General features: G+C 64.9%; 20 protein-coding genes. 17 read left to right on the forward strand and 3 right to left on the reverse strand.

Annotation, left to right across the window (positions count from 1 at the left end; all coding sequences use genetic code 11):
- Window positions 1–12: 12 nt before the first annotated feature.
- Entirely contained in the window at window positions 13–174 is a 162-nt protein-coding gene (locus QWY76_RS02190; RefSeq protein WP_290309471.1) for a hypothetical protein, read from the forward strand.
- A gap of 83 nt (window positions 175–257) precedes the next feature.
- Window positions 258–533 (forward strand): PqqD family peptide modification chaperone, encoded by a 276-nt coding sequence (locus QWY76_RS20065; RefSeq protein WP_353960385.1) that lies wholly within the window; start codon window positions 258–260, stop codon window positions 531–533.
- A gap of 35 nt (window positions 534–568) precedes the next feature.
- Here the strand turns inward: QWY76_RS20065 and QWY76_RS02195 are convergent, their stop codons facing one another.
- The 3 genes from QWY76_RS02195 to QWY76_RS02205 form a co-directional block, all read right to left on the reverse strand.
- Complete coding sequence (locus tag QWY76_RS02195; protein ID WP_290309472.1) at window positions 569–2,272, reverse strand: ABC transporter ATP-binding protein; 1,704 nt, start codon at window positions 2,270–2,272, stop codon at window positions 569–571.
- A gap of 116 nt (window positions 2,273–2,388) precedes the next feature.
- Entirely contained in the window at window positions 2,389–3,603 is a 1,215-nt protein-coding gene (locus tag QWY76_RS02200) for a nucleotidyltransferase domain-containing protein (protein WP_290309473.1), read from the reverse strand.
- Window positions 3,581–4,603, reverse strand: a complete 1,023-nt coding sequence (locus tag QWY76_RS02205) for a hypothetical protein (RefSeq protein WP_290309474.1) — start codon at window positions 4,601–4,603, stop codon at window positions 3,581–3,583. Before QWY76_RS02205 ends, QWY76_RS02200 begins: the two co-directional genes overlap by 23 nt.
- A 273-nt stretch (window positions 4,604–4,876) precedes the next feature.
- Here QWY76_RS02205 and asd point away from each other — a divergent pair, with 273 nt between their 5' ends.
- From asd to QWY76_RS02280, 15 genes are all read left to right on the forward strand, one after another.
- Window positions 4,877–5,989, forward strand: coding sequence for an aspartate-semialdehyde dehydrogenase (gene asd / locus QWY76_RS02210; protein WP_290309475.1), 1,113 nt, complete (start codon window positions 4,877–4,879; stop codon window positions 5,987–5,989).
- Between the two features lie 261 nt (window positions 5,990–6,250).
- Window positions 6,251–6,523 (forward strand): hypothetical protein, encoded by a 273-nt coding sequence (locus QWY76_RS02215; protein WP_290309476.1) that lies wholly within the window; start codon window positions 6,251–6,253, stop codon window positions 6,521–6,523.
- Window positions 6,523–8,001 (forward strand): sulfotransferase, encoded by a 1,479-nt coding sequence (locus QWY76_RS02220; RefSeq protein ID WP_290309477.1) that lies wholly within the window; start codon window positions 6,523–6,525, stop codon window positions 7,999–8,001. Before QWY76_RS02215 ends, QWY76_RS02220 begins: the two co-directional genes overlap by 1 nt.
- A 33-nt stretch (window positions 8,002–8,034) precedes the next feature.
- Window positions 8,035–9,324, forward strand: coding sequence for an arylsulfotransferase family protein (locus tag QWY76_RS02225; protein ID WP_290309478.1), 1,290 nt, complete (start codon window positions 8,035–8,037; stop codon window positions 9,322–9,324).
- Between the two features lie 1,206 nt (window positions 9,325–10,530).
- Window positions 10,531–13,329 (forward strand): FimV/HubP family polar landmark protein, encoded by a 2,799-nt coding sequence (locus tag QWY76_RS02230; protein ID WP_290309479.1) that lies wholly within the window; start codon window positions 10,531–10,533, stop codon window positions 13,327–13,329.
- A gap of 7 nt (window positions 13,330–13,336) precedes the next feature.
- Window positions 13,337–14,272 carry a tRNA pseudouridine(38-40) synthase TruA gene (truA, locus tag QWY76_RS02235; RefSeq protein WP_290309480.1) on the forward strand — a complete coding sequence of 312 codons (936 nt, stop codon included), beginning with the start codon at window positions 13,337–13,339 and terminating at the stop codon, window positions 14,270–14,272.
- Window positions 14,265–14,906, forward strand: a complete 642-nt coding sequence (locus tag QWY76_RS02240; RefSeq protein WP_290309481.1) for a phosphoribosylanthranilate isomerase — start codon at window positions 14,265–14,267, stop codon at window positions 14,904–14,906. The genes truA and QWY76_RS02240 overlap by 8 nt, the downstream gene beginning before the upstream one ends.
- Before the next feature lie 65 nt (window positions 14,907–14,971).
- The gene (trpB, locus tag QWY76_RS02245; RefSeq protein ID WP_290309482.1) at window positions 14,972–16,186 is read left to right on the forward strand and encodes a tryptophan synthase subunit beta; all 1,215 of its coding nucleotides are present in this window, start codon (window positions 14,972–14,974) and stop codon (window positions 16,184–16,186) included.
- Window positions 16,187–16,195: 9 nt separating this feature from the next.
- Window positions 16,196–16,999: a tryptophan synthase subunit alpha gene (gene trpA / locus QWY76_RS02250; RefSeq protein ID WP_290309483.1), complete on the forward strand. Its 804-nt coding sequence runs from the start codon at window positions 16,196–16,198 to the stop codon at window positions 16,997–16,999.
- Between the two features lie 74 nt (window positions 17,000–17,073).
- Window positions 17,074–18,096 (forward strand): acetyl-CoA carboxylase, carboxyltransferase subunit beta, encoded by a 1,023-nt coding sequence (accD, locus tag QWY76_RS02255; protein ID WP_290309484.1) that lies wholly within the window; start codon window positions 17,074–17,076, stop codon window positions 18,094–18,096.
- An 11-nt stretch (window positions 18,097–18,107) separates the two neighbouring features.
- Complete coding sequence (folC, locus tag QWY76_RS02260) at window positions 18,108–19,427, forward strand: bifunctional tetrahydrofolate synthase/dihydrofolate synthase (RefSeq protein WP_290309485.1); 1,320 nt, start codon at window positions 18,108–18,110, stop codon at window positions 19,425–19,427.
- A complete protein-coding gene (locus tag QWY76_RS02265) occupies window positions 19,424–20,137 on the forward strand; it encodes an SPOR domain-containing protein (protein ID WP_290309486.1) in 714 nt (237 codons plus the stop codon). Before folC ends, QWY76_RS02265 begins: the two co-directional genes overlap by 4 nt.
- Window positions 20,134–20,694, forward strand: a complete 561-nt coding sequence (locus QWY76_RS02270) for a CvpA family protein (RefSeq protein ID WP_290309487.1) — start codon at window positions 20,134–20,136, stop codon at window positions 20,692–20,694. Before QWY76_RS02265 ends, QWY76_RS02270 begins: the two co-directional genes overlap by 4 nt.
- Window positions 20,695–20,758: 64 nt before the next feature.
- Entirely contained in the window at window positions 20,759–22,276 is a 1,518-nt protein-coding gene (gene purF, locus QWY76_RS02275; protein ID WP_290309488.1) for an amidophosphoribosyltransferase, read from the forward strand.
- A 10-nt stretch (window positions 22,277–22,286) separates the two neighbouring features.
- Entirely contained in the window at window positions 22,287–23,486 is a 1,200-nt protein-coding gene (locus QWY76_RS02280) for an O-succinylhomoserine sulfhydrylase (RefSeq protein WP_290309489.1), read from the forward strand.
- Window positions 23,487–23,569 lie beyond the last annotated feature (83 nt).

Here is a 23,569-nt window from a genome sequence, read left to right on the forward strand (position 1 = left end):
GAGGGCGTCATAATGAAACAGGCCCCAGATGCTGAGATGCGTGATCGCAAGAACAAGAAACGCGAGTGGATCAGCCCCGAGCTGACGTCCATGAGCATCGAGCAGACTCTCTCAGGAAGCATGAATGTTCCCGCCGAGAACATGTCTGGTCGTTCCAATGTTCCAGGGTCTTGATTCTATAGAAGTTAGTTCCGGGGCCCTATAGCATTAGCATTGTGACCATAGGGTCGGGATCCGCCCTTCGATGAAGATGTGCTATGGATAAATCAACTTTGGTGAGGCGTAATCCCTCACTGCTCTTCTCGTGCATTGATGACGATACAGTCTTATTCAATGCCGATCGTGGTAGGTACTATGGCACTCAGGCCGTAGGGAGTCATATTTGGGCTCTTATTGAAGAGGAAATGAGCGTCTCTTCAATATGTGAGAAGCTGCTCGAAGAATTCTCTGTTGATCTAGAGACATGTGAGCGTGAGGTTTTTCGTTTTATGGAACATCTTCACAAGGAGGGGTTGATTATGGTTCGGGGATGATCCTTGCAGAGGCTCTTTCCATATGGGGAGTGTCGTTAGCGATAATGGTAGGCCTGTTTCAAGAATAGCTCATAATAGATGCCTCCCAGCCTGACAAGATCCTCATGCGTGCCTTTCTCGAGAATTTGCCCCTTATCCATGACGTAAATATAGTCAGCCATCCTGACGGTTGAAAGCCGGTGGCTGATGACAAGGGCGGCGCGGTGATCGATTCGCTCACGGAAGTTCTCGAAAAGTTCAAACTCCGCGCCAGGATCGATAGAGCTTGTCGGCTCGTCAAGAATTATCAGTTTTGATTCACGCAAGAAGGCGCGTGCCAAGGCGACTTTCTGCCACTGGCCGATGCTGATCTCCTGCCCGTTGTCAAACATGCGTGTCAAGGGTGTGTCATATTGCGCTGGAAGTTCTTCGATAAATGAGTGAGCACCTGCCTTTAGTGCAGCCAGCTTGATTGATGGTATATCGATGGGATGCTTGATGTCGCCGAAGTGGATGTTCTCGCGAACTGTCGCGGCATAGTGAGAGTAGTCCTGAAAGACCACGCTAAATTGCCGGCGGTATCTTTCCAGATCAAAATCCCGAATGTCCATCCCCTCTATTGTTATTTTCCCCTCGCATGGATCATACAGGCGACATAGGAGTTTGATGAGAGATGTCTTGCCGGAGCCATTGGCGCCCACCAATGCCACTATCTGGCCTGGTCTGATGCTTAGGTTGATATCTCGAAGAGCAGGTGCCTTGGCATGAGGGTAGCGAAAGCTTACGCTTTCGAAGCGAATGCCTTCCGTTAATTTGTCTGGCAATTGCCTGGGGGAGTGATCATCAATCATGGCAGGTTTCATGTCCAGGAACCTGAAGAGCAGCCCCATGTAGAGGTGGTCTTCGTACAGGCGGGAGAGCCGTTGTATCACTTCTTGACCAAGGGACTGGGCGCGCTGGAAAATGAGCATGAAGAGAACCAGGTCACCGGCGCTGGTCTGGCCTTGCGAAGTTCGCCATGCAAGGTATAAAAGGACGACAAAAAAAGCAGTTGTAGCGAGGCTACCAGCGGCGATGTCGGCATAGGTGCGTCGCTTGTTGATTTTCATGAGCCCCCGTCGAATGTGTCCGCGAAGCTTGGCATAATAGTCCTTCAAATAGTCGCCCATCTGATAGAGGCGTAGCTCCTTGGCGTGCAGATCCGATGTCATCAGCCAGTCGAGGTAGCTGGCATGTCGCTCCATTTGTGTACGTCGTCGCTGCCAATCGTACAGGTGACGTGTGAAATAAAGTCGAGCTAGTAGCGCCGGGATGATCGCGAGCATCATTAGCGGCAGCAGCAGCCAATGAATCGAGATGATCAATAGCATGACGCCCATCAGCATCAGCCCACTCCTGATCAGCAGCATCAGGTTGCCAATGACTTGGGCAGGTCGCTGGTTGCCGGCTTCCCTTGCCCTCTCCAGCGTATCGAAGTAGTGAGGACTTTCGTAGAACGCGAGATCGGCACTAATCGCGCGCGAATGAATTTTCTGATCGATATGCTCGGCCACCAGCAGGGCATTGGCCTCTTTCGCCAGATTGGACATGGCGCGAGTCGCAAGGAAAGCGAGAGAGGTTATTCCCGTCAGGCCAACGTACCATAACACTGGGACGGCTTGCGCATCGGCAGTGTCTTGACCAACCAGTTCGGTGACGACATCGGCCAGTTGCTTGAGGAGATACAGGACAGCCAAGCCCAAGGCCACTTCAAGAATCATCAAGAAAGTGCTTATTAGTGTCCATCTTTTGCTGCTTTCCCAGAGCAGAGGGAAAATACGATTTAACGTTCGCAGCGGGGCGATTAATCTGTCCATGGAAGATAGATTCGAGACCTTTATTTAGTGGTCATTGAAGATTGTATCAGTTTTGTCATAAGCCTCAGTGGTCGGGTAAGGTAATAAAGCCATTGCCAGTGAGCGGGAAGAGGCCAGGCCTCATAATCTGCATGGGTAGGGATTAATCGCTGTATGCATTGGCGCATCCGTAGCGCCAATAGCTTTGATTTACTCAGTTGCCAGCTGAAAGCAAAGTCTGGAGTGGGTCTCGTTTTTCTCCATGCCAACTCAGCTTCCTTGCCTCCAAGAACTGTCGATAAGCATGCATCAAGAATAGTTTTAGTTTGCTCGTGAGCGTGTTGAGATTCTTCCTCATCAGAACCCCGGGAAAGCGTAAGGTAAAGGAAGAGGCTGGCATCCACTGTGGATTTTAGCCCTCGCCTTCTTGCGCAAGTATATACCTCGTCTAGATTGAAATCTGGGTGTCTTTGAACTGCATCCAGGTCGGCGAGCCAGTGCAAGCGAGACCACAAGTGACGTGTGTGGTGGAAGCAGATGTAGACGAAGAGTTCGCTTGTCGGCATAACCCAGTAACTACGTGGGTAGGTTGATTGAGAAACTCGATTGGTTATCAATGATTTGGTGCAATAGGTTCTTGCACCTTTGTCGAGTTGTGTATGAACCTCAACTGTCACGCCCATGGGAGAGATGATACTGACAACCGGTAGAGTGCGTACGACGAGTCCTAAACTTCTCCTGCAAGGTTCCAGGTTGTGTGGGGACTTGGCCTGGTATCCATTGCGTAGTGCAGCCTGCAACAGTTTTATGCTGTCCTCGCGTGATACCAGGAGGTCGATATCCCGGCAAGGGCGTAAGGCGGGATTTTCGTAGTACTGAGCAGCTAGAGAAGGTCCCTTGAAAAATAGGTGTGGAATATCCAGCGGATCAAGAAGGTCGCTTACAAGACGTTGTTGTTCTCCCGAAATCCGCAGGTTCTGCTGAATGGCATGCAGGCATTGGCATCGCATGTCATGCAGGTCGTCTTGTGTTACCGTCGGGGGAGAGAGAGCGAGTAGATGGTGATACGCCAAGGGCAGTACAGACAATTTTTCTGCTTGGCGTGTTACTTCTTCCCAGTCTTTTATATCTTCACATAGTGCCAAGGCCTGCAGGCGTTGAGAGGCCGTGAGCTTTAGCCTGGCGAGCAGGATTAATAGTCGAAGGTTCGTCTCCATCTGCATCGGGGCATGATCAGGCGTCATGTGTCGCTTCATGCTGGATCCGCTCAATCAGGGGGGCCAGTCCCTGCTCCATGTTCTGCAGTGACCAGGGGCGACGATAGCGATATACCTTGATGCTCCGCGCCAGGTCGGCTGCGAAATCGAGCAAGCGTCCTGGGCCAGTGAAGATTCGGGCGCATTCGGGTCGATAGATCGCGGCCATGACGGCCTGGAACGCTTCCAGGCCCTGCAGGGGGGACAGCCCGACGTGACTGTCCTCCGTGGTCCGCTCCAGCACCACCAGGTGACGTAAGGGACGGGCCGTTCTTCGGAAGCCGCGATGCTTAATGATCTGGTACTTGTCAGCCCGTGTCATGTCCCTGACCAGATCCGGTCCATCGAGCCCCAGATGAGTCAGAGCGTCGCTGCAGAGTTTGAGACGAGGAGGGCCGGGATACAGGTAGGGCAATGTTTCCCCGGGTTTGACGACGCCAACGTCATCGCTGATCAGTGACCAGCCCTTGTGATAGTGCAGCCAGGCCGCCAGTGTCGACTTTCCCGCCCCCGAACGGCCAGTAAACCCCCAGACACCCGAGGGGGTATTTAGGGCACTCAGGTGTAGAGGCAACCAGCGTCGCTGGTGCAGCAGGGCGCCCAGAGCGGTGCCCAGCAGGTAGGGGCGAAACTCCGTGGCCTGACCTTGTCCTGCCTGCTCCTCCTGTCCATATCGATCTACCTGGATACGGCATCCCTGTTCGATTCTGTAGCGGGCAACGCCCTCTAGGCTAAACTGGCAGCAATTTTCCGCATACTGAAGCCAGTGCTCCTTGACGTGGGGGATCTCCAGTGTTTCCGAAAGGGAGGCCGCAACGATGGAGACATCCATCGAGGCAGGGCAAGAGACTGACGGAAGTTCCGGGAGCTCGAATTGCGAACTCATCATGAGGCCGTAGGTGGCGTAATGGTACGGAAAGGAGGATGGAGGCGAATGGTTCCTATTCTCGGCCGTCTCTGTAACGAACGAGGCGGCAGCGAAGGTACTGTCTTGGCGCATGTATTGAACTCTCCTCCAGTATTGCCTCGTGCCAGCGAAACGAGTGCTCTGGCCTCAAAGGTAACGGAGCTCATGCCTGCATGGCAGGGTGGGGAGGTTGGTATTGCTTACAATATGAAACATTATAGTCAGTTCTTGTTACTTTGCATGCGTGCATCGCCACGCTCTGCACGCGCAGATCCCTCCATGGAAGGCCCTTCCTGCCTGGCTCCCTGCCAGATGGAGCCGGCTCATGTATAATGTGGCCCTCATTCGAATTCTGGAGGACTTCACATGTTGAAAGTCGGTTTCGTTGGATGGCGTGGCATGGTGGGCTCCGTGCTCATGCAGCGGATGGTGGAGGACGGGGATTTCAATGGCATCGAGCCGGTCTTCTTCACCACCTCCCAGGTCGGCCAGGCCGGTCCCGACGTCGGCGTGGACGTGCCTCCGCTGAAGGATGCCTTCGATATCGAGGCCCTCAAGGCCCTGGACGTGGTGATCACCTGCCAGGGCGGTGACTATACCAAGAAGGTCTACGAGGACCTGCGCGGCGGTGGCTGGAAAGGCTACTGGATCGACGCCGCCAGCACCCTGCGCATGGCCGACGAGTCCACCATCGTGCTGGACCCGGTCAACCGCAAGGTCATCGACGCCCAGCTGGCGCGCGGCACCAAGACCTTCTGCGGTGGCAATTGCACGGTCAGCCTGATGCTGATGGGCCTGGGCGGGCTCTTCGAGGCGGACATGATCGAGTGGATGACCTCCATGACCTATCAGGCCGCCTCGGGCTCCGGTGCCAAGCACATGCGCGAGCTGCTGGGCCAGATGGGCGCGCTGCGGGACAGCGTGGCCGGTGAACTGGCCGACCCGTCCAGCGCCATCCTCGACATCGATCGCAAGGTCACCGCGGCCATGCGCGGCGGCGACTTCCCGATCGACAACTTCGGCGCGCCGCTGGCCGGCAGCCTGTTGCCCTGGATCGACTCCAAGCTCGACAACGGCCAGAGCAAGGAGGAGTGGAAGGGCAACGTCGAGACCAACAAGATTCTCGGCCTGCAGGACAACCCGGTGCCCATCGATGGCCTGTGCGTGCGCATCGGCGCCATGCGCTCCCACAGCCAGGCGTTCACCATCAAGCTCAAGCATGATGTGCCGCTCGACGAGATCGAGGAGCGCATCGCGACCCACAACGACTGGGTCAAGCTGATTCCCAACGACAAGGATGCCACCATCGACGGCCTGACCCCGGCCGCCGCGACCGGCACCCTGACCGTGCCGGTGGGCCGCCTGCGCAAGCTGGCCATGGGCGGCGAATACCTGTCCGCCTTCAGCGTCGGCGACCAGCTGCTGTGGGGGGCCGCCGAGCCGCTGAAGCGCATGCTCAGGATCCTGCGCGAGCAATAATACGGCCTCGGGCCTGCTTCACCAGACGCGGGACGCCTCCTCACGGGGCGTCCCGCGTTTTCGTTGGGCGAAATCTCGGCCGGGCAGTGGATCATGGACCGGTGTTGCCGAAAATTCCGTTACGATTCAGTAACATTTTTACCAAGGGCGTCGGGAACACGCCATCCATGCCAGTGTCCACTGACCAGCTTGACCATAAAATAAATCGCTAGCTACTAGCTATTCGCAGGGTGACCTAGTCCATTTCAAGGGAGAGAAACCATGTTCACACGGGCTTCCCGCCTTGCTTGTCTGTTGTTCGTCGCTGCCAGTGCCTACACCGTTCCGGCGCTTGCCTATGTGGGACCAGGAGCCGGCCTCACCGCGATTGGCACGATGGTCGCGGTCATTGCGGCGATCCTGCTTGCCGTGGTCGGTTTCGTCTGGTATCCCCTGAAGCGCGTGATGCGGAAGAAGCGCGCGGCGCGTACGGGTGATGCGCGAGTCACGACCGACTCACGTGATGGCATCGACGACTCGGGCAATACCCACTGATGGCTGTGGTAGCCCTGGTTGTGGGCCTCATCGCCTTTATCGCGGTATTACGCGGGTTGCAAGTTCAGCGCCATGCTTCCCATGCCGTCAGGACCGCACAAGACGCGATCGGAGTGATCACAGATCCTGATCTGAGCGACGATGCCAAGGAGCAACGCGTCCAGCGCGCGTCGCTCTCGCTAGTGAAGAGCTTCGTGATCCTGGTCGCCATCAGCCTGGCGGCGTGCTTGAGCGCGATGCTCATCGTGGCGGGTGGCGACCTGTTCGGACTGTTCAGTCTCGATCAGGCGATGGCGACTGCCACGAGTTGGTCGTTCATCCTGTGGTCGTCCGTTGGCGCTGTCGCGTTATGGATCATTCTCGGTAAACTGGGTGGGCGATCCGGTACTGAAGACGATACTGCAACAGACGGGGACATGCCTCGGGAGGAGGTGCCCTATTCGGCACTCGACAAGGCGCTGCACAATTACGCCTTCTCCTCGCCGGGACTGCAGCTCACGCTGTCGTCGATCGAGGACCGGGTATGGCGGAACAGGATTGCCGCGACCCAAACCGGACGGCCACTCTTCATCACCTCGCTGCCTCGTGCCGGGACGACCATCCTGCTGGAACTGCTGGCCAGGCAGGAAGAATTTGCCTCCACCACCTATCGCAACATGCCCTTCACCATGTCTCCGCTGCTCTGGGGACGGTTCTCGAGCATGTTCCGCAAGGCTGGCGAGAAAGCCGAACGTGCTCATGGGGATGGCATCGCCGTTGACTTCGACAGTCCCGAGGCCTTCGAGGAAATGATCTGGATGGCCTTTTGGCGCGAGCGCTATGAAAAAGGGTGTATCAGGCTCTGGGAGGCTACGGACCGGGATGCCGAGTTCGAAGCGTTCTTCACCCGCCATATGCAGAAACTCGTGGCGAGCACGCCTGAAGCACATCGCTATGTGTCGAAGAACAATGCCAGTATTGCGCGGTTGCCGCTGCTGTCTACAGCCTTTCCTGAGGCGCAGATACTGATCCCCATTCGCGATCCAGCCTCGCAGATCGCCTCACTGCAGCGGCAACATGCCCGTTTCAGCGATCTCCACGCCCGTGATCGATTCGCGCAGCAATATATGGCGGGAATCGGGCATTTCGAGTTTGGTGCCGCACTCAGGCCTATCGCCTTTCCTGGTGCTCCGGAGAGTGCGGAGGGGGCAGAGCATGTCGATTACTGGCTTCGCTACTGGATCGCCGCCTATGAACATGTTCTGCAAACGGCCTCGAAGGAGGCGATTTTTATCGACCACCTTGCGCTCAGTAGCCGTCCCGACATTCAGCTTCCACGACTCGCTGAAGCGCTCGGTATCAATGATCGGGAACGTTTTCTTGCGGCGTCCAGCATGTTTCGTGCGCCAGCCTCTCCGCCACAGTTGCCAGGTGCCTCGGCGGATCTCGTGCGACGCGCCAATGACCTTCATGCTGCGCTGCTTGAGCGGGCGCTATAACCCGATCCCGCGGACAACAAGGAAGTCTACTCAGTGAAATCATCGTTTTTGGATCGTATTGGTCTCATCATGTTCGTGGTATCGCTCACGATCATCGCCATGGTCTATGGCACCTTTTCATCCATGCGAGGCTGGTTTCCGGCTCCGCAGATCAAGCTGGCGCAGCAGACGCTGATCGATGTCGCATCCAACTGGAAGAATGACCTCGCACTGGAGCCCACCCGGCACTTGGTCGATCCGGGCGGTGCCAATACGGGGCCGGAGCGTGGCAGTTCAGGCGGGCCGCGTATGTCCAATGACGGCTATGTCCTCGTTGCGGGGCTGAACGAGAAGCAGGATGAGTCGTTTCATGTGGTCCGCCTGTATGACAGCGCCGGGAAGGAAGTGCACCGATGGCCAGTCCATTACGAGAAGCTCGATAGCGAGCGTAAACCCCAGAATGTCATGCTGCATGGGATGGAGGTCTTCGAGGACGGTTCCCTCGCATTGACATTCGATTCGGGTAAGGTCATCGCGCGCATCGATTCCTGTGGCAATCCGATCTGGACACGGAATGACATCTTTCATCATTCCATTTCGCGTGACGATGAGGGACGCCTTGTCGCCCTTCTGAAGAACGGTCTGGCCTGGATCGACGAAGATTCCGGCGAGCTTTTGCATACGCTGGATGTCGAAGAGGACATGATCACCGTCGATGACGGGGCGCAACAGGCAATGTTCAATATCCGGACGCGCAGCCCCGAGGACGCCAGCGACGAGATCAGCTATCTGCTGGACCCGTTCCACATCAACGATGCCGAGCCCCTGCATAGCGATATGGCCAGTGCCTTCCCGATGTTCGAGGCCGGTGACGTCCTCATCAGTCTCAGGGAACTCAATCTCGTCGCCGTCGTCGACCCCGAGAGCGGGCGCATGAAATGGTGGCAACATGGCCCCTGGTTCAAGCAGCACGACCCTGATTTTGAGCCCGATGGAACGATCACTGTCTATGACAATGGCACAGGCACCGGGGCCAGCAAGATTCGCCGGATCCGCCCTGGCGACGGAGCCGACGTCGAGACGCTGTTCGCGGGCTCGGAAGAGGTGCCGTTCTATAGTTGGCGTCGCGGGAAGCATCAAACCTTGCCGAATGGCAATATTCTCCTCACCGAAGCGGAGGGTGGGCGTGTGCTCGAGGTCACGCCGGAGGGCGAACTGGTCTGGGAACGCCACATGGTGTGGAATGCCGACAAGAACCTGATCATCACCGAAGCCCGCTTCGTCCCGGAGGACTTTTTCCAGGACAGCTTCGATAGCGGCGTGCCGGAGTGCAACGCGCGTTGAGCAGTGGCAAGTCACGACTCTCGCCGACTCCCGTCGGCGAGTCTCGGCGCAGGGCCCAAGCGTGGCTCGAAACAATGGTGCTACGCCGTTCAGCGTGAAACGGGCAGGGCCCCTGGGGCAGGCAGGATAGCGAATCGGGGGCATCCGGATAAGCGATGGCCCCAACCGTCTGCTCGCGGGGGCCATCGTTGCCAGGGGGCTGCCCGCTCTGCCGGTGATGGAAAGGCGTCAGTCCCGTCCATCGAGCCCGTCACGACCCTGATACCCGGTTCATCCGTTGTGCCGGCCCCCAATCCCTCATGACTGCAGTGGCTTCGACCATGCCGGTTTCCCGGTGGATGACGTGCATCGCCGGCGTGCCTGGCGAGTACCGCTGCCGATCTGGTGTCCTGTATTACCGGTTGACTGCAGGATTCTGGACCCCCTTGGGCCGACAGGCGGCGTTGCTTGCCTCGCCATGGCGCGGCCATGACGCGTCGTGGCGCCTTGCCTGGCGGCCCAATATGTTCATGTTCGCCCACTCTTCAACGAGGCTTCGAATCAGGACGCCACGTCTCGTCTGACGATTATCTGCGCTCGCCTATCCGGCGATAAACAGCAGCGCAAGGGACTCATTTGCACCGCGTAACCTCGCGTGCGAGCCCAGTCCGCCTTTAGACTCGCGACCTCCATGTCGCACGCTCTGCGAGCAGCGTAGCTGCCCACATCGGCAGTCCTCGTCGATGTGTCGCCGATGTTTGCCTTGAGACCCACAGGGAGGTGGGGAAGGCGTTGGCCTGCCCGGAGCGGGCCAAGCCCTGGCCATCGCTCGCCGACTTTGCCGACAAGGCTTGTCGCGTGGCGCTGAACATTGCGTTGCGACGCCTGCGCTGTTCCCTCCGAGGCTTCACGCGGGAGCGTATTGCCTGGCCGCCTGGCCGCCTGGCCGCCTGGCCGCCTGGCCGGTCGCCAGTCACCGATCCATATTGCACCCCGTCGACGTCGGCCTGCCGGGGCCCGGCATGGACGTGCCTGCGCCGAAACTTGCGTGAGCGGAGAGGCAGGCATCCCGCACATGAATGAAGTACGTTGAAAGTATGAGGCGTGCCCTGCGTCATGCGTAGCACGCCAACGAGTGGAATGTGTTACACCGTGATCATGCCATCTCATCGATTGTCGTCGGCGCGTTGCCGGAGAGATGGTCGCTGACAGGATGCAAGGTGACTCATGAATCGCAAGCTGACACTCACCATGCTGCTCTCGCTCTCCGCCGCCAGCCCGCTGGCACTGGGGTTGGGGCTGGGCGATGTCGAGGTGCGCTCGACGCTCGATGCACCGCTGCGCGCGAGCATTCCGCTGACCGATACGACGGGCCTGCAGGACGACCTGCTCAATGCCTCGGTCGCCGATCCGGCGGCCTTTCAGGCCGCCGGCCTGACGCGCACGCCGCTCGCGGCCAGTGTCCAGCTCGAGGTCAGCCGTCGCCAGGGGCAGCTGGTGCTCGACCTCGCCACCGAACGTGCCGTGCGCGAGCCCTGGCTGGACCTGCTGTTACGCTTCGACTGGCCGGGCGGGCGGCAGCTCCACGAAGTGACCCTGTTGCTCGACCCGCCCAACTACGCGGCGATGCCGGTGCTGATCGGCTCGTCGCGTCCCGGCCCGGTCACTCGGGCCGCGCCGACGTCAGCGCCCGCGAGCCGCCGGGCCGTCGCTCCCGCGATGCCTTCCTCGCCACCCGATGGCGCCCGGATACGTAGCGGTGACACGCTCTGGGCGGTGGCCGGTCGCCTGCGTCCAGACAGCGGCATCAGCATGAACCAGATGATGCTGGCCCTGGTCGAGGCCAATCCGCAGGTATTTCCCAGCGGCAATATCAACCAGATGCGCGCCGGGTTCACCCTCGTGGTGCCGCCTCGCGAGGCCATCGCCGCCCGCTCGGCCGAGGCGGCGACCGACCTCGTTCAGGCCATGAACCAGGCCTGGGCCAATCGTGGCGGCGGGGTGCCTGCCCGGGTACCGCTCTCGGCGGAGCCAGAGCCGACGGCCGTGGCCGGCGCCTCGTCGCCGGCCGCGGAGGCCCCCACGGCCGGCGACGAGCCGGCGGATCTCGCCACTCGGCGTGCCGAGGCCGCCGCTAGTGGCCCCCGGCTGACGCTGCTCACCGTGGCGGAGGCCGCGGACGCGGGCCTCGGTGACGGCGGGGGGGGCGACACCGCGCCCGCCAGCGACGGGGGGCAGGGCAATGGCCAGCAGGCGTCCCCACGGGTGCGGCTGGATCCCGCGGTGCTGGCGGCCATCGCCGGGCCCGGCGAGTTGAGCGAGGATCAGCGCCTGTTGCGTCTCGAGCGGCGCTGGCAGGAGAACCGAGAGGCACTGTCCGCGGTTCAGGCCGAGCGCGACGCCCTGGAGGCGGAGGTCGGTGACCTGCGCGGCGAGCTTACCGCCCTGCGCCGGCGCGTCGAGGCGCTGACGGCCGGCGGCAGCGGCGTCGATGGCGCCGGGGCCGGTGGCGTGGTGTCGCCCGGCAGCCCGCCCGCCGAGGCCCCCGCGCCCTGGTGGGGCGCGCTCTACCAGGACACGACCGACAGGCCCCTGCTGCTGGGTGGGGCCGGGCTGGCTGCCTTGCTGGCGCTGTGGGCCCTGGTGCGCCGACGTCGGCGCCGGGAAGAGGAGCCGGTCTTTCCCTTCGACGAGATGCAGGTGGCCGAGCCGTCCGGTGACGCCCCGGCGGAGCGCCCCTCGGTGGCTGCGGGTCCGGATCAGGCACAGGAACGCCCCCCCGTCGACCCGGTGCGGGCCTCCATGCCCCAGGCCGAGGCCATCAACGAGGCCGATATCTTCATCGCCTATGGCCGCTACGATCGAGCCCGCGAGCTGCTGGAAGCGGGACTGGCACGAGAGCCGGAGCGTGACGACCTGCGCCTGAAGCTGCTCAAGGTGCAGCTGGAGCAGGGGGACCGATCGGCGGCCCAGCAGGAGGCGCAACGCCTCCAGGCGTCGGCGGATACGGCGACCCGGGCCGAGGTGGAGCACCTGATGGCCCGCCATGCCGCCCCCGCCGCCAGCTCCGCCGGCGAACGGGCCGTCTTCCCGCAGCCGAGCGAGCTGCCGCCCCGGGTCTTCAGTGACCCCGATGTCCCCGAGGGTAAGGAGGAAAGTGGGGAGGAGGAGGATGAGCAGTCGGCGCCGCCGGCGAGCGACAATGAGGCCGATCGCGGCGCCGCGCGGGCATCGCGCCCGATGGATGACGGCGAGCCCGATGACCTGGCCCGCTACCGCCCGCCCGAGGTCGACAGCGGCGCCGAGGTCGAAAAGCTAGACCTGCCCGGCCCGGCAGCGCCTGAAGAGATGTCCGGCGGTCCGTCGGCCGAGCCATCGAGCGAGCCCCCCCCGGTGCCAGGGGGCGAGGAGCCGCCGATGCCCCAGGTGACAAGCCGTATCAGCGAGGAGGGGCGCGAGATCATCGATTATCGCCCGCCCTCGCTCGATGAGGAGACGCCCGCGCGGCAGGAGACGCCCATGCAGCCGAGCGTGGACTTTCCCCCCGCAGGCGGGGAAGCGCCGGGTGCAGACGATGACCTCCCATCCCGCGATCCTTCCCGCCGGGAGGTGGAGAGCGACGATGCGGTCGCCCAGGCCCGCGATCCATCCCGCCGGGAGGTGGGGAGCGACGATGCGGTCGCCCAGGCCCGCGATCCTTCCCGCCGGGAGGTGGGGAGCGACGATGCGGTCGCCCAGGCCCGCGATCCTTCCCGCCGGGAGGTGGATAGCGACGATGCGGTCGCCCAGGCCCGCGATCCTTCCTGCTGGGAAGTGGAGGAGGTGGCGTTTCCGCCCCTGGGCGGGGATAATGGGGCCTCGTCCGGCGCGGCGCCCTCCACGGCGACCCTGGGGGAGGCCCGGCAGCTGATCGATCTCGGCGAGGTGAGCGAGGCCCGACTCCTGCTGGAACGCTTGCTCGAGGAGTCCCAGGACGCCGGAGCGAGGGAGGAGGCCCGCGAATTGCTCGACCGCCACCAGCCATGAAGTGCGCATGACCCTTTTCCAACGGCTCGATGAACATCACCCACTGACCGGCCGCCTGGCCATGGCGGTGGAATACGACGGCACTGCCTACTGCGGTTGGCAGCGTCTCAAGCATGCCGCCTCGGTGCAGGCCTCCCTCGAGACCGCCCTGTCCCGGGTGGCCGGTGACCGGGTCAAGGTCCACGCCAGCGGGCGTACCGACTCCGGTGTCCACGCCACCCGCCAGGTCGTCCACTTCGACCCGCCGGCGTCGCGCTCCCAGAAGGCGTGGGTCTTCGGGGTCAACGCCAACCTGCCGCGCGACGTCGCGGTGCGCTGGGTCAAGCCGGTTCCCGACGACTTCCATGCCCGCTTCAAGGCCCTGGCCCGGCGCTACCGCTACGTGATCCTCAACCAGCCCAGCCGGCCGGTGCTGGAGAGGGCCAATGTCACCTGGTGCCGGGATCCCCTGGATGCCCGGGCCATGCATGAGGCGGCCCAGCTGCTGGTCGGCGAGCACGATTTCTCCAGCTTCCGCGCGGCGGGCTGCCAGTCGAAGACCCCCTGGCGTCACCTGCACTTCATCGAGGTGCATCGGCATGGCCCCCTGGTGGTGGTCGATGTCCAGGGCAACGCCTTCCTGCATCACATGATCCGCAACATCGTCGGTGCCCTGGTCTCGGTGGGCCGCGGCGAGCAGGGCGCCGACTACCTGGCGCGACTGCTGGCACTCAAGGATCGCACTCTGGGCGATGTCACCGCCCCGGCCTGCGGCCTGCACTTCGTCGATTCCCTCTACGACGAGGCCTGGGGTCTGCCCGCCGAGCCGCTGGGCCCCAACCTGCTGGCCTTCCTGGGCGAGTGGACCGGCGAGCGGCCACTGCCGGATTGCCCGATGGTCGCGGTCCGCCGCGGCCGGCCGGTGGCCGAGGCGGCCATGGCGGGGGAGGGCGGCGATGACTGAGCACGGGCGTGTCCCGGGGCGCACCCGGATCAAGTTCTGCGGCATGACCCGACCCGAGGACGTGGACGCCGCCGTGGCCGCCGGCGCCGATGCCCTGGGCTTCGTGCTCTGGTCCGGCAGCAAGCGGGCCGTGGATCTCGCGCGCCTGGCGGTGCTGGCGGCGCGGGTGCCGGCCTTCGTGACCCGGGTCGGGCTCTTCGTCGACCCTGAGCCGGAGCTGGTGACGAGGGCCGCCGAGCATCTCGATCTGCTGCAGTTCCATGGTGAGGAATCGCCGGTCGCCTGCGCCGCCGCCGGACGTCCCTGGATCAAGGCGCTGCGCATGCGCGACGGCCTCGACCTGCCGGCCGCGGCCGACGACTACCACCAGGCCCGCGCGCTGCTGCTGGACGCCTATCGTCCGGGGCTGCCGGGGGGCACCGGCGAGACCTTCGACTGGTCGCGAATCCCCGCAAGCCTGGCAAAACCTGTTATCCTCGCCGGAGGCCTGACACCGGCCAACGTGGCCGAGGCCATCGCGGTGGTCCGGCCCTACGCGGTGGATGTCTCCGGCGGCATCGAGGCCGCGCCCGGGCGCAAGGATGCCGCCTTGATGGCGGCCTTCCTGCAGGCGGTGCGCCGTGCCGACGGCTGAGCCCGCACCATCGCGTCTTCCAACTCCCAAACACCCCCTTCTGGCGACCCTGTGAGGTGTCTTTCGTGAGCAAGTTCAGTGACCTGACCCGACTGCCGGATGCCCGTGGCCATTTCGGCCCCTATGGCGGCCGGTTCGTCTCGGAGACCCTGAGCTTCGCCCTGGAGGATCTGGAGAAGACCTACCTGAGTCTTCGCGATGATCCGGACTTCCAGGCGGAATTCGACTATGACCTGGCCCATTACGTGGGCCGCCCGTCACCGCTCTATCATGCCGAGCGATGGTCGAAGCAGCTCGGTGGTGCCCAGGTCTGGCTGAAGCGCGAGGACCTCAATCACACCGGCGCCCACAAGGTGAACAACACCATCGGCCAGGCCCTGCTGGCCAAGAAGAGCGGCAAGCCGCGGGTGATCGCCGAGACCGGTGCGGGCCAGCACGGCGTGGCCACCGCCACCGTGGCCGCCCGGCTGGGCCTCCAGTGCGAGGTCTACATGGGCGCCGAGGACGTCGAGCGCCAGAAGCTCAACGTCTACCGCATGCGTCTGCTCGGCGCCAACGTCATCCCGGTGGAGTCGGGGACGCGGACCCTCAAGGACGCCATGAACGAGGCGCTGCGCGACTGGGTGACCAACGTCGACGATACCTTCTACATCATCGGCACCGTGGCCGGACCGCATCCCTATCCGATGCTGGTGCGCGACTTCAATGCCGTGGTCGGACGCGAGGCACGCCGCCAGTCGGTCGAGGAGTTCGGCCGGCTGCCCGACGCCCTGATCGCCTGTGTCGGCGGCGGCTCCAACGCCATGGGGCTCTTCTACCCCTTCGTCGAGGACGACGAGGTGGCCATGTACGGCGTCGAGGCCGGCGGCGACGGGGTCGCCACCGGGCGCCATGCCGCGCCACTGGCCTCCAACGCCCCCCGGGGGGTGCTGCATGGCAACCGCACCTACCTGATGTCCGACGAGGGCGGCCAGGTCTCCGACACCCACTCCATCTCGGCGGGTCTCGACTACCCCGGGGTGGGGCCGGAGCATGCCCTGTGGAAGGACGTCGGGCGGGTCAACTACGTGGCCGCCGATGACGACGCCGTGCTCGAGGCATTCCGGGAGCTGACCCATGTGGAGGGCATCATGCCGGCGCTGGAGTCGGCCCATGCCCTGGCTTACGCCAAGGTGCTGGCGCCGACCATGCGCCCCGACCAGCATATCGTGGTCAATCTCTCCGGACGTGGCGACAAGGATATCCTGACCGTCGCCAAGCTCGACGGCATCGACATCTAGGGGACCCTGATGAACCGTATCGACCAACGCTTCGCCGCGCTCAAGGACCAGGGACGCCGCGCGCTGATTCCCTACATCACCGCCGGCGACCCGGCCCCGCAGCATACCGTGGGCTTCATGCACGCCCTGGTCCGCGCCGGGGCCGACGTCATCGAGCTGGGGGTGCCGTTCTCGGACCCCATGGCCGATGGCCCGGTGATCCAGAAGGCCTGCGAGCGTGCCCTCAAGCACCAGGTGCGGCTCTCGCACCTCTTCGAGATGGTCCGCGAGTTCCGCCGGGACGATGCCGAGACGCCGATCGTGCTGATGGGCTACCTCAACCCGGTGGAGCGCATCGGCCTCGAGACCTTCGCCGACCAGGCCAGCGAGGCGGGTGTCGACGGCGTGCTGATCGTCGACATGCCGCCGGAGGAGGCCGATATCCTCGGCCCGACCCTCAAGGCGCGCGGCCTGGCCTCGATCTTCCTGGTGGCCCCTACCACTTCCCGCGCCCGGGCCGCTACAATATGTGCCCACGGCGAGGGGTATCTCTACTACGTGTCCCTCAAGGGGGTGACCGGTGGCGCCGCCCCCAATGCCGATGATGTCGCCGAGCACCTGGCGCCGCTGCGCGAGCTGACCGACCTGCCGCTGTGCGTGGGCTTCGGCATCCGCGACGGTGCCTCGGCCGCCGAGATGGGCCGGGTCGCCGACGGCGTGATCGTGGGCAGTGCACTGGTCAGCCGAATCGCCGAGAACGCCGATGCGCCCGAGGCGATTCCCGCCGCCCTGGAGGCGGTACTGGGCGAGATGCGTCAGGCACTGGATGCGTGACGGGCCCCGCCCGACCGATTCGATTCCGCCCCCGGCTCGCCGGGGGCGACAGCATAGATGGAAGCGTTTCTGACATGAGCTGGCTAGACAAGATCGTGCCCTCGGTGGGCCGCATTCAGCGCAAGGACCGCCGCGCGAGCGTGCCCGACGGCCTGTGGCGCAAGTGTCCCAAGTGCGAGGCGGTGCTCTATCTCCCCGAGCTGGAGAAGCACCACAACGTCTGTCCCAAGTGCGATCACCACCTGCGCCTCACCGCCCGCAAGCGGCTGGACTGGTTCCTGGACAAGAGCGGTCGCGAGGAAGTCGCCGCCGACCTCGAACCCAGCGATCGCCTCAAGTTCCGGGACTCCAAGAAGTACAAGGACCGCCTGGCGGCGGCCCAGAAGGCCACCGGCGAGAAGGATGCCCTGGTCGCCATGCGCGGCACCCTGGAGGGACTGCCGGTGGTGGCCGTGGCCTTCGAATTCACCTTCATGGGCGGGTCCATGGGCGCCGTGGTGGGCGAGAAGTTCGTGCGCGCCGCCACCCTGGCCCACGACGAGGGCATCCCGCTGATCTGTTTCTCCGCCTCCGGCGGGGCGCGGATGCAGGAGGCGCTGTTCTCGCTGATGCAGATGGCCAAGACCTCCGCGGCCCTGGAGAAGCTCAAGCAGGCCGGCGTGCCCTATATCTCGGTGCTTACCGATCCGGTGTTCGGTGGGGTCTCGGCGTCGCTGGCGCTGCTCGGCGACCTCAACGTCGCCGAGCCCAACGCCCTGATCGGCTTCGCCGGGCCCCGGGTCATCGAGCAGACGGTCCGCGAACAGCTGCCCGAGGGCTTCCAGCGCAGTGAGTTCCTGCTCGAGCACGGCACCGTGGACATGATCGTGCATCGCCGGGAGATCCGTGCCCGTCTCGGCGGGGTGCTGCGCAAGCTGACCCACCAGCCGGCCACCGGCCTGGCCGAGCCAGCGCCGGCGGCCGAGCCCGACCTGGTGGATGCGGCGGAGCAGGCGGAGGCCCAGGGCGAGGAGGCGCCGGCCGCGGCGGACGCCGCCGAGCCGGTGGAGACGGTAGAGCCGACGGGCGACGAGCCGCGCCCCGACGCCGGCCGTTGAGCCAGGAGCCCATGCACGACGCTTCTCTTTCCCCGCTCGAGGCCTGGCTGGCACGGCTGGAAGCGGCGCATCCGGTGGACATCGACCTCGGCCTCGAACGGGTGGCCGAGGTCGCACGCCGTATGGGCCTGCTGGACGCGCCCGTCGCCGGGCGCGTGATCACCGTGGCCGGCACCAACGGCAAGGGGTCCACCGTGGCCATGCTCGAGGCGCTGGCCCGGGCCCATGGCGGGACCACCGCGACCTACACCTCGCCTCACCTGCTGCGCTACAACGAGCGCGTCCGCCTGGACGGCCAGGAGGCGGATGACGAGGCCCTGGTGGCCGGCTTCGAGGCGGTCGAGGCCGCCCGCCACGACGGCGACCCGGTCAGCCTGACCTATTTCGAAGCGGGGACCCTGGGCGCGCTGCATGCCATCGCGGCACGGACCCCGGACCTGGCGATCCTCGAGGTCGGCCTGGGCGGGCGCCTGGACGCGGTCAATATCCTCGATGCCGACGTGGCCGTGGTCACCACCATCGCCCGGGACCATGCGGCCTTTCTCGGCGACGATCTCGAGGGCATCGGCCGGGAGAAGGCCGGCATCATGCGTCCTGCGCGCCCGGCGGTCCTCGGCAGCACGGCGCTGCCGCAAAGCGTGCGCGCCACCGCGGCAACGCTGGGCGCGCCGGTGCATGCCCTGGGCGAGGGCTTCCGGCGCCTGGCCGTCGATGCCGGCTGGACCTGGCAAGGGCGGGACGCCGAGGGGCGAGAACGTCGACTGGAACAGCTGCCCGACCCGGGCCTGCCCCTGGACAATGCCGCCAGCGCGCTGCAGGCGCTGGCGCTGGCCGGCGTCGAACTGGACGAGGCCGCCTGTCGCCGTGGCCTGGCCTCGGTGACGCTGCCCGGTCGCATGCAGTGGCGGGGCCAGTGGTGCCTGGACGTCGGTCACAACCCTCATGCTGCCGGCTACCTGGCCGGTCGCCTGGCCGAGCGTCCCTGCCGGGGGCGTACCATCGCCCTGCTCGGCATGCTGGGCGACAAGGACGCCGATGGCGTGATCCGCACCCTGGCGCCGGTGGTCGACGCCTGGGTGGCGGTCAGCCTGGACGGCGACCGGGCGCGCAGCGCCGATGCCCTGGCCGGCCATCTCGAGGCCCTGGGCCAGACGGTATGGCATCGCGCCGCGTCGCCGGGGCAGGGCGCGGACTGGCTGGAGGCGCGCCTCGAGCCGCAGGATCGGGTGCTGGTCTGCGGGTCCTTCTTCACCGTGGGCGCCGTGCTGGCGGCCTGGGCGTCCCGGGCGCAGACTGCAACGGATGACAGGCCCAGCGAGGGAGCGACATGAAATACGGTATGCGTGAGCGGGTCAGCGGTGCGCTGATCCTGATCGCCCTGGCGGTGATCTTCGTCCCGCTGTTGTTCGACGACCCGGCCCCCCGGGAGGATCGCCCCGAGCCGGTGTTGACCATCGAGCAGCCGGTGGAGGTCCAGCGTCGCGACGTGGCGGATCCGCAGCCGCCCGAGAGTCTGAGGGAGACCCCGGCGACCGACGAAGCCTCGGCGACGGACGAGGCCACGGCGTCCCGTGAGCGGGCCCCGGCCCCTCCGCAGGATGACGCGACGTCGACGGCCCCTGAACCCCAGCCCGCACCCGAGCCCGCATCCGTCACCGAGGCCGCGGAGCAAGCGGCCGAGGAGGCGGCCACGGCCGACCCCATCGCCGAGCTGGCCCGGGCCGCCAACCAGCGGCTGGCCGGCGGCGAGCAGGCCAGCCGAGAGGATGCCGCTGGCGAGGAGGCCGGCAGCGAGCCGGCTTCCCCCGCCCCCGGCGGCGAGTGGGCCGTCCAGGTGGGCAGCTTCGGCGAGCCGGGCAATGCCGAGCGCCTCGAGACGCGGTTGGCCGAGCAGGGGTTCCCGGCCTACCGGCGGCCCCGGGGCGATGACCTGACCAGCGTCTATGTGGGGCCCTATGGCAGCTCCGAGGTGGCCGAGGACGTGATGGGCCAGCTCAAGGCCCGCCTGAACCTGCAAGGCCTGCTGGTGAAGGCGCCATGACGCTGACCTGGCTGGACTGGCTGTTCATCGGCCTGCTGACGGTGACCACCCTGGCCGGCTTCCTGCGTGGCCTGGTGCGCGAGGCGCTCGGCCTGGCGTCATGGATCGTCGCCCTGCTGGCGGCGCGCTGGCTGGCCGAGCCGGTGGCCGAGCTGCTGTCCGGCGTCATCGACAGCCCCGACGGCCGCCTGGTGCTGGCCTTCGTGCTGGTGATCTTCGCCGTCATCCTGGCCTGTGGCGTGATCATCCGGCTGATGCATGCCGCCATCGAGTGGGTCGGCATGGGGCTCCTCAACCGGGTCACCGGGGCCGCCTTCGGGGCGGCCAAGGGCGCGGCGATCCTGGTGCTGGTCACCATCGTGATCAGCCTGACACCGCTGGTGCAGCTCCAGGCCTGGCAGCAGGCCACGTTGCGCCCGAGCTTCGAACAGATGAGAGACTGGGCGGTAAGCCGACTGGCGGTCTGGGAGGACCGTCTGCCCGAGTCGGCGCCGTCCCTTGACGACCTGCCGCGCTCCGCCTCGCGAGCGGACGCGGCCGAGGTCGCCTCCCCCTGACATTGATGAAACACGGGGCGGCCTGTCGATGCCGTCCCACCCTAGGCGAGCGAGGTAAGGTGTAATGTGCGGTATCGTGGGCCTGATGGCCAAGCAGGCGGTGAACCAGGGCATCTATGATGCCCTGACGGTGCTTCAGCATCGAGGCCAGGATGCCGCCGGCATGATGACCTGGAACGAGGGGCGCTTCCTGCTGCGCAAGAGCAACGGCCTGGTGCGTGATGTCTTCCATACCCGCCACATGGCGCGTCTCAAGGGCAACCTGGGCATCGGCCATGTGCGCTACCCCACGGCGGGCTCGTCCAGCGAGGCGGAGTCCCAGCCGTTCTACGTCAACTCGCCGTACGGCATCAGCCTGGCCCACAACGGCAACCTGACCAATTCCGAGCAGCTCAAGCAGGAGCTGTTCTCCTCCGACCTGCGCCACATCAACACCAGCTCCGACTCCGAGGTGCTGCTCAACGTCTTCGCCCATGAGCTGGGCAAGCAGGGCCTGCACCTGGAGCCGGGCGACATCTTCGATGCCGTGCGCCGCGTGCATCGCCGCTGCCGTGGCGGCTATGCCGCGGTGGCGATCATCAACGGCGTCGGCATGGTGGCCTTCCGGGATCCCAACGGCATTCGTCCGGTGGTCTTCGGCACCCGCGACGAGGGCAACGGCCAGGAGGTGATGATCGCCTCCGAATCGGTGGCCCTCGACGTCGGCGGCTTCGAGCTGCACCGCGATCTGGCCCCCGGCGAAGCGCTGTTCGTCGACATGCACGGCCAGCTGCATACCCAGTCCTGTGCCGACGCCCCGCGGCTCGCCCCCTGCATCTTCGAGCACGTCTACCTGGCGCGCCCGGACTCGATCCTCGACGGCGCCTATGTCTACGGCACGCGCATGCAGATGGGCCGCAAGCTCGGCGATCGCATCCAGGCCGAATGGCCGGACCACGATATCGACGTGGTCATCCCGATCCCCGACACCTCCCGTACCTCGGCCCTCGAACTCGCCCAGCACCTCGGCGTGACCTTCCGCGAGGGCTTCATGAAGAACCGCTACATCGGGCGGACCTTCATCATGCCCGGCCAGACCCAGCGCAAGAAGTCGGTGCGCCAGAAGCTCAACGCCATCGACATCGAGTTCAAGGGCAAGAACGTGCTGCTGGTGGACGACTCCATCGTGCGCGGTACGACCTGCCGGCAGATCATCCAGATGGCCCGGGAGGCCGGCGCCAACAACGTCTACTTTGCCTCGGCGGCGCCGCCCGTGCGCTATCCGAATGTCTACGGCATCGACATGCCGGCGGCCAGCGAGCTGATCGCCCATGGCCGCAGCGAGGCCGAGGTGGGCGAGCTGATCGGCGCCGACCGCATGGTCTACCAGGACCTGGATGACCTCAAGGATGCCTGTCGCGAGGTCAATCCGGCCCTGGACGCCTTCGATTGCTCGGTGTTCGATGGCCGCTACATCACCGGCGACATCGACGACAGCTACCTGGCCGATCTCGAGGCGTCCCGCAACGACGCGGCCAAGGAGCAGAGTGCCGGTGACCATGCCCTGGTGGGCATGCACAACCAGGAAGACGACATCGACTGAGGGAGGTCTCATGCACGACGAATCCAATCCGGCGGACGCCTGGGGCCTCGACACCCGGGCGATTCGTGCCGGACACCGGCGGACCGGCGAGCAGGAGCATGGCGAGCCGATCTTCCCGACCTCGAGTTTCGTCTACGAGAGCGCCGCCGAGGCGGCGCGCAAGTTCGGCGGCAAGGAACCGGGCAACATCTACTCGCGGTTCACCAATCCCACGGTGCGCACCTTCGAGCAGCGGCTGGCCGCCCTGGAAGGAGGCGAGCGTTGCGTGGCGACCAGCTCCGGAATGTCGGCGATCCTGGCCACCGCCCTGGCGCTGCTTTCCGCCGGCGACGAGATCGTCGCCTCGCGGTCGCTGTTCGGTACCACGGTGAGCCTGTTCGACAAATATCTGAGCAAGCTGGGCATCACCACCCGCTATGTGGAACTCTCGAACCTCGAGGCCTGGGAGGCGGCGGTGACGCCGGCGACCAGGCTGATGTTCGCCGAGACCCCGTCGAACCCGCTCTCCGAGGTCGTCGATATCGCGGCGCTGGCCGAGATCGCCCGTCGCCATGAGGCCTGGCTGGCCATCGACAACTGCTTCTTGACCCCGGCCCTGCAGCAGCCGCTGGCGCTGGGGGCGGACCTGGTGATCCATTCCGCGACCAAGTACCTGGATGGCCAGGGACGTGCCGTGGGCGGCGCCGTGGTGGGGCCCGACACGCTGCTCGAGGAGATGTACGGCGTGGTGCGCACCTGCGGGCCCTGCCTGAGCCCGTTCAACGCCTGGATCTTCACCAAGGGCCTGGAGACCCTCGGCCTGCGCATGCAGGCCCACTGCGCCAATGCCCGCCAGCTGGCCGAATGGCTCGAGGCCCACCCGGCGGTGGAGCGGGTCCACTACAGTGGCCTGGCCAGCCATCCCCAGCATGCCCTGGCGGCGCGGCAGCAGCGTGACTTCGGCGCCGTGCTCGGGGTCGAGGTCAAGGGCGGCCGCGAGGGCGCCTGGTCGGTGATCGATGCCACCCGGCTGCTGTCGATCACCGGCAACCTTGGCGACGTGAAGAGCACCATCACCCATCCCGGAACCACCACCCACGGTCGTCTCTCCGATGACCAGAAGGCCGCTGCCGGCATCCGCGAGGGGCTGATTCGCGTGGCCGTCGGGCTCGAGGACCTCGCCGATATCCAGGCGGACCTGTCCCGCGGGCTCGATGCCCTGGTGCGCTGACCGCGCGGGCCGGAAGCCATTGCCTCGACGACGCCCCGCCTGCCGGGGCGTCGGCGTGTCCGGGGTAGGCGTTTCCGAGGGGC

Origin of the sequence: Halomonas maura (genome assembly GCF_030409305.1) — a bacterium.
Taxonomy (GTDB): domain Bacteria; phylum Pseudomonadota; class Gammaproteobacteria; order Pseudomonadales; family Halomonadaceae; genus Halomonas; species Halomonas maura.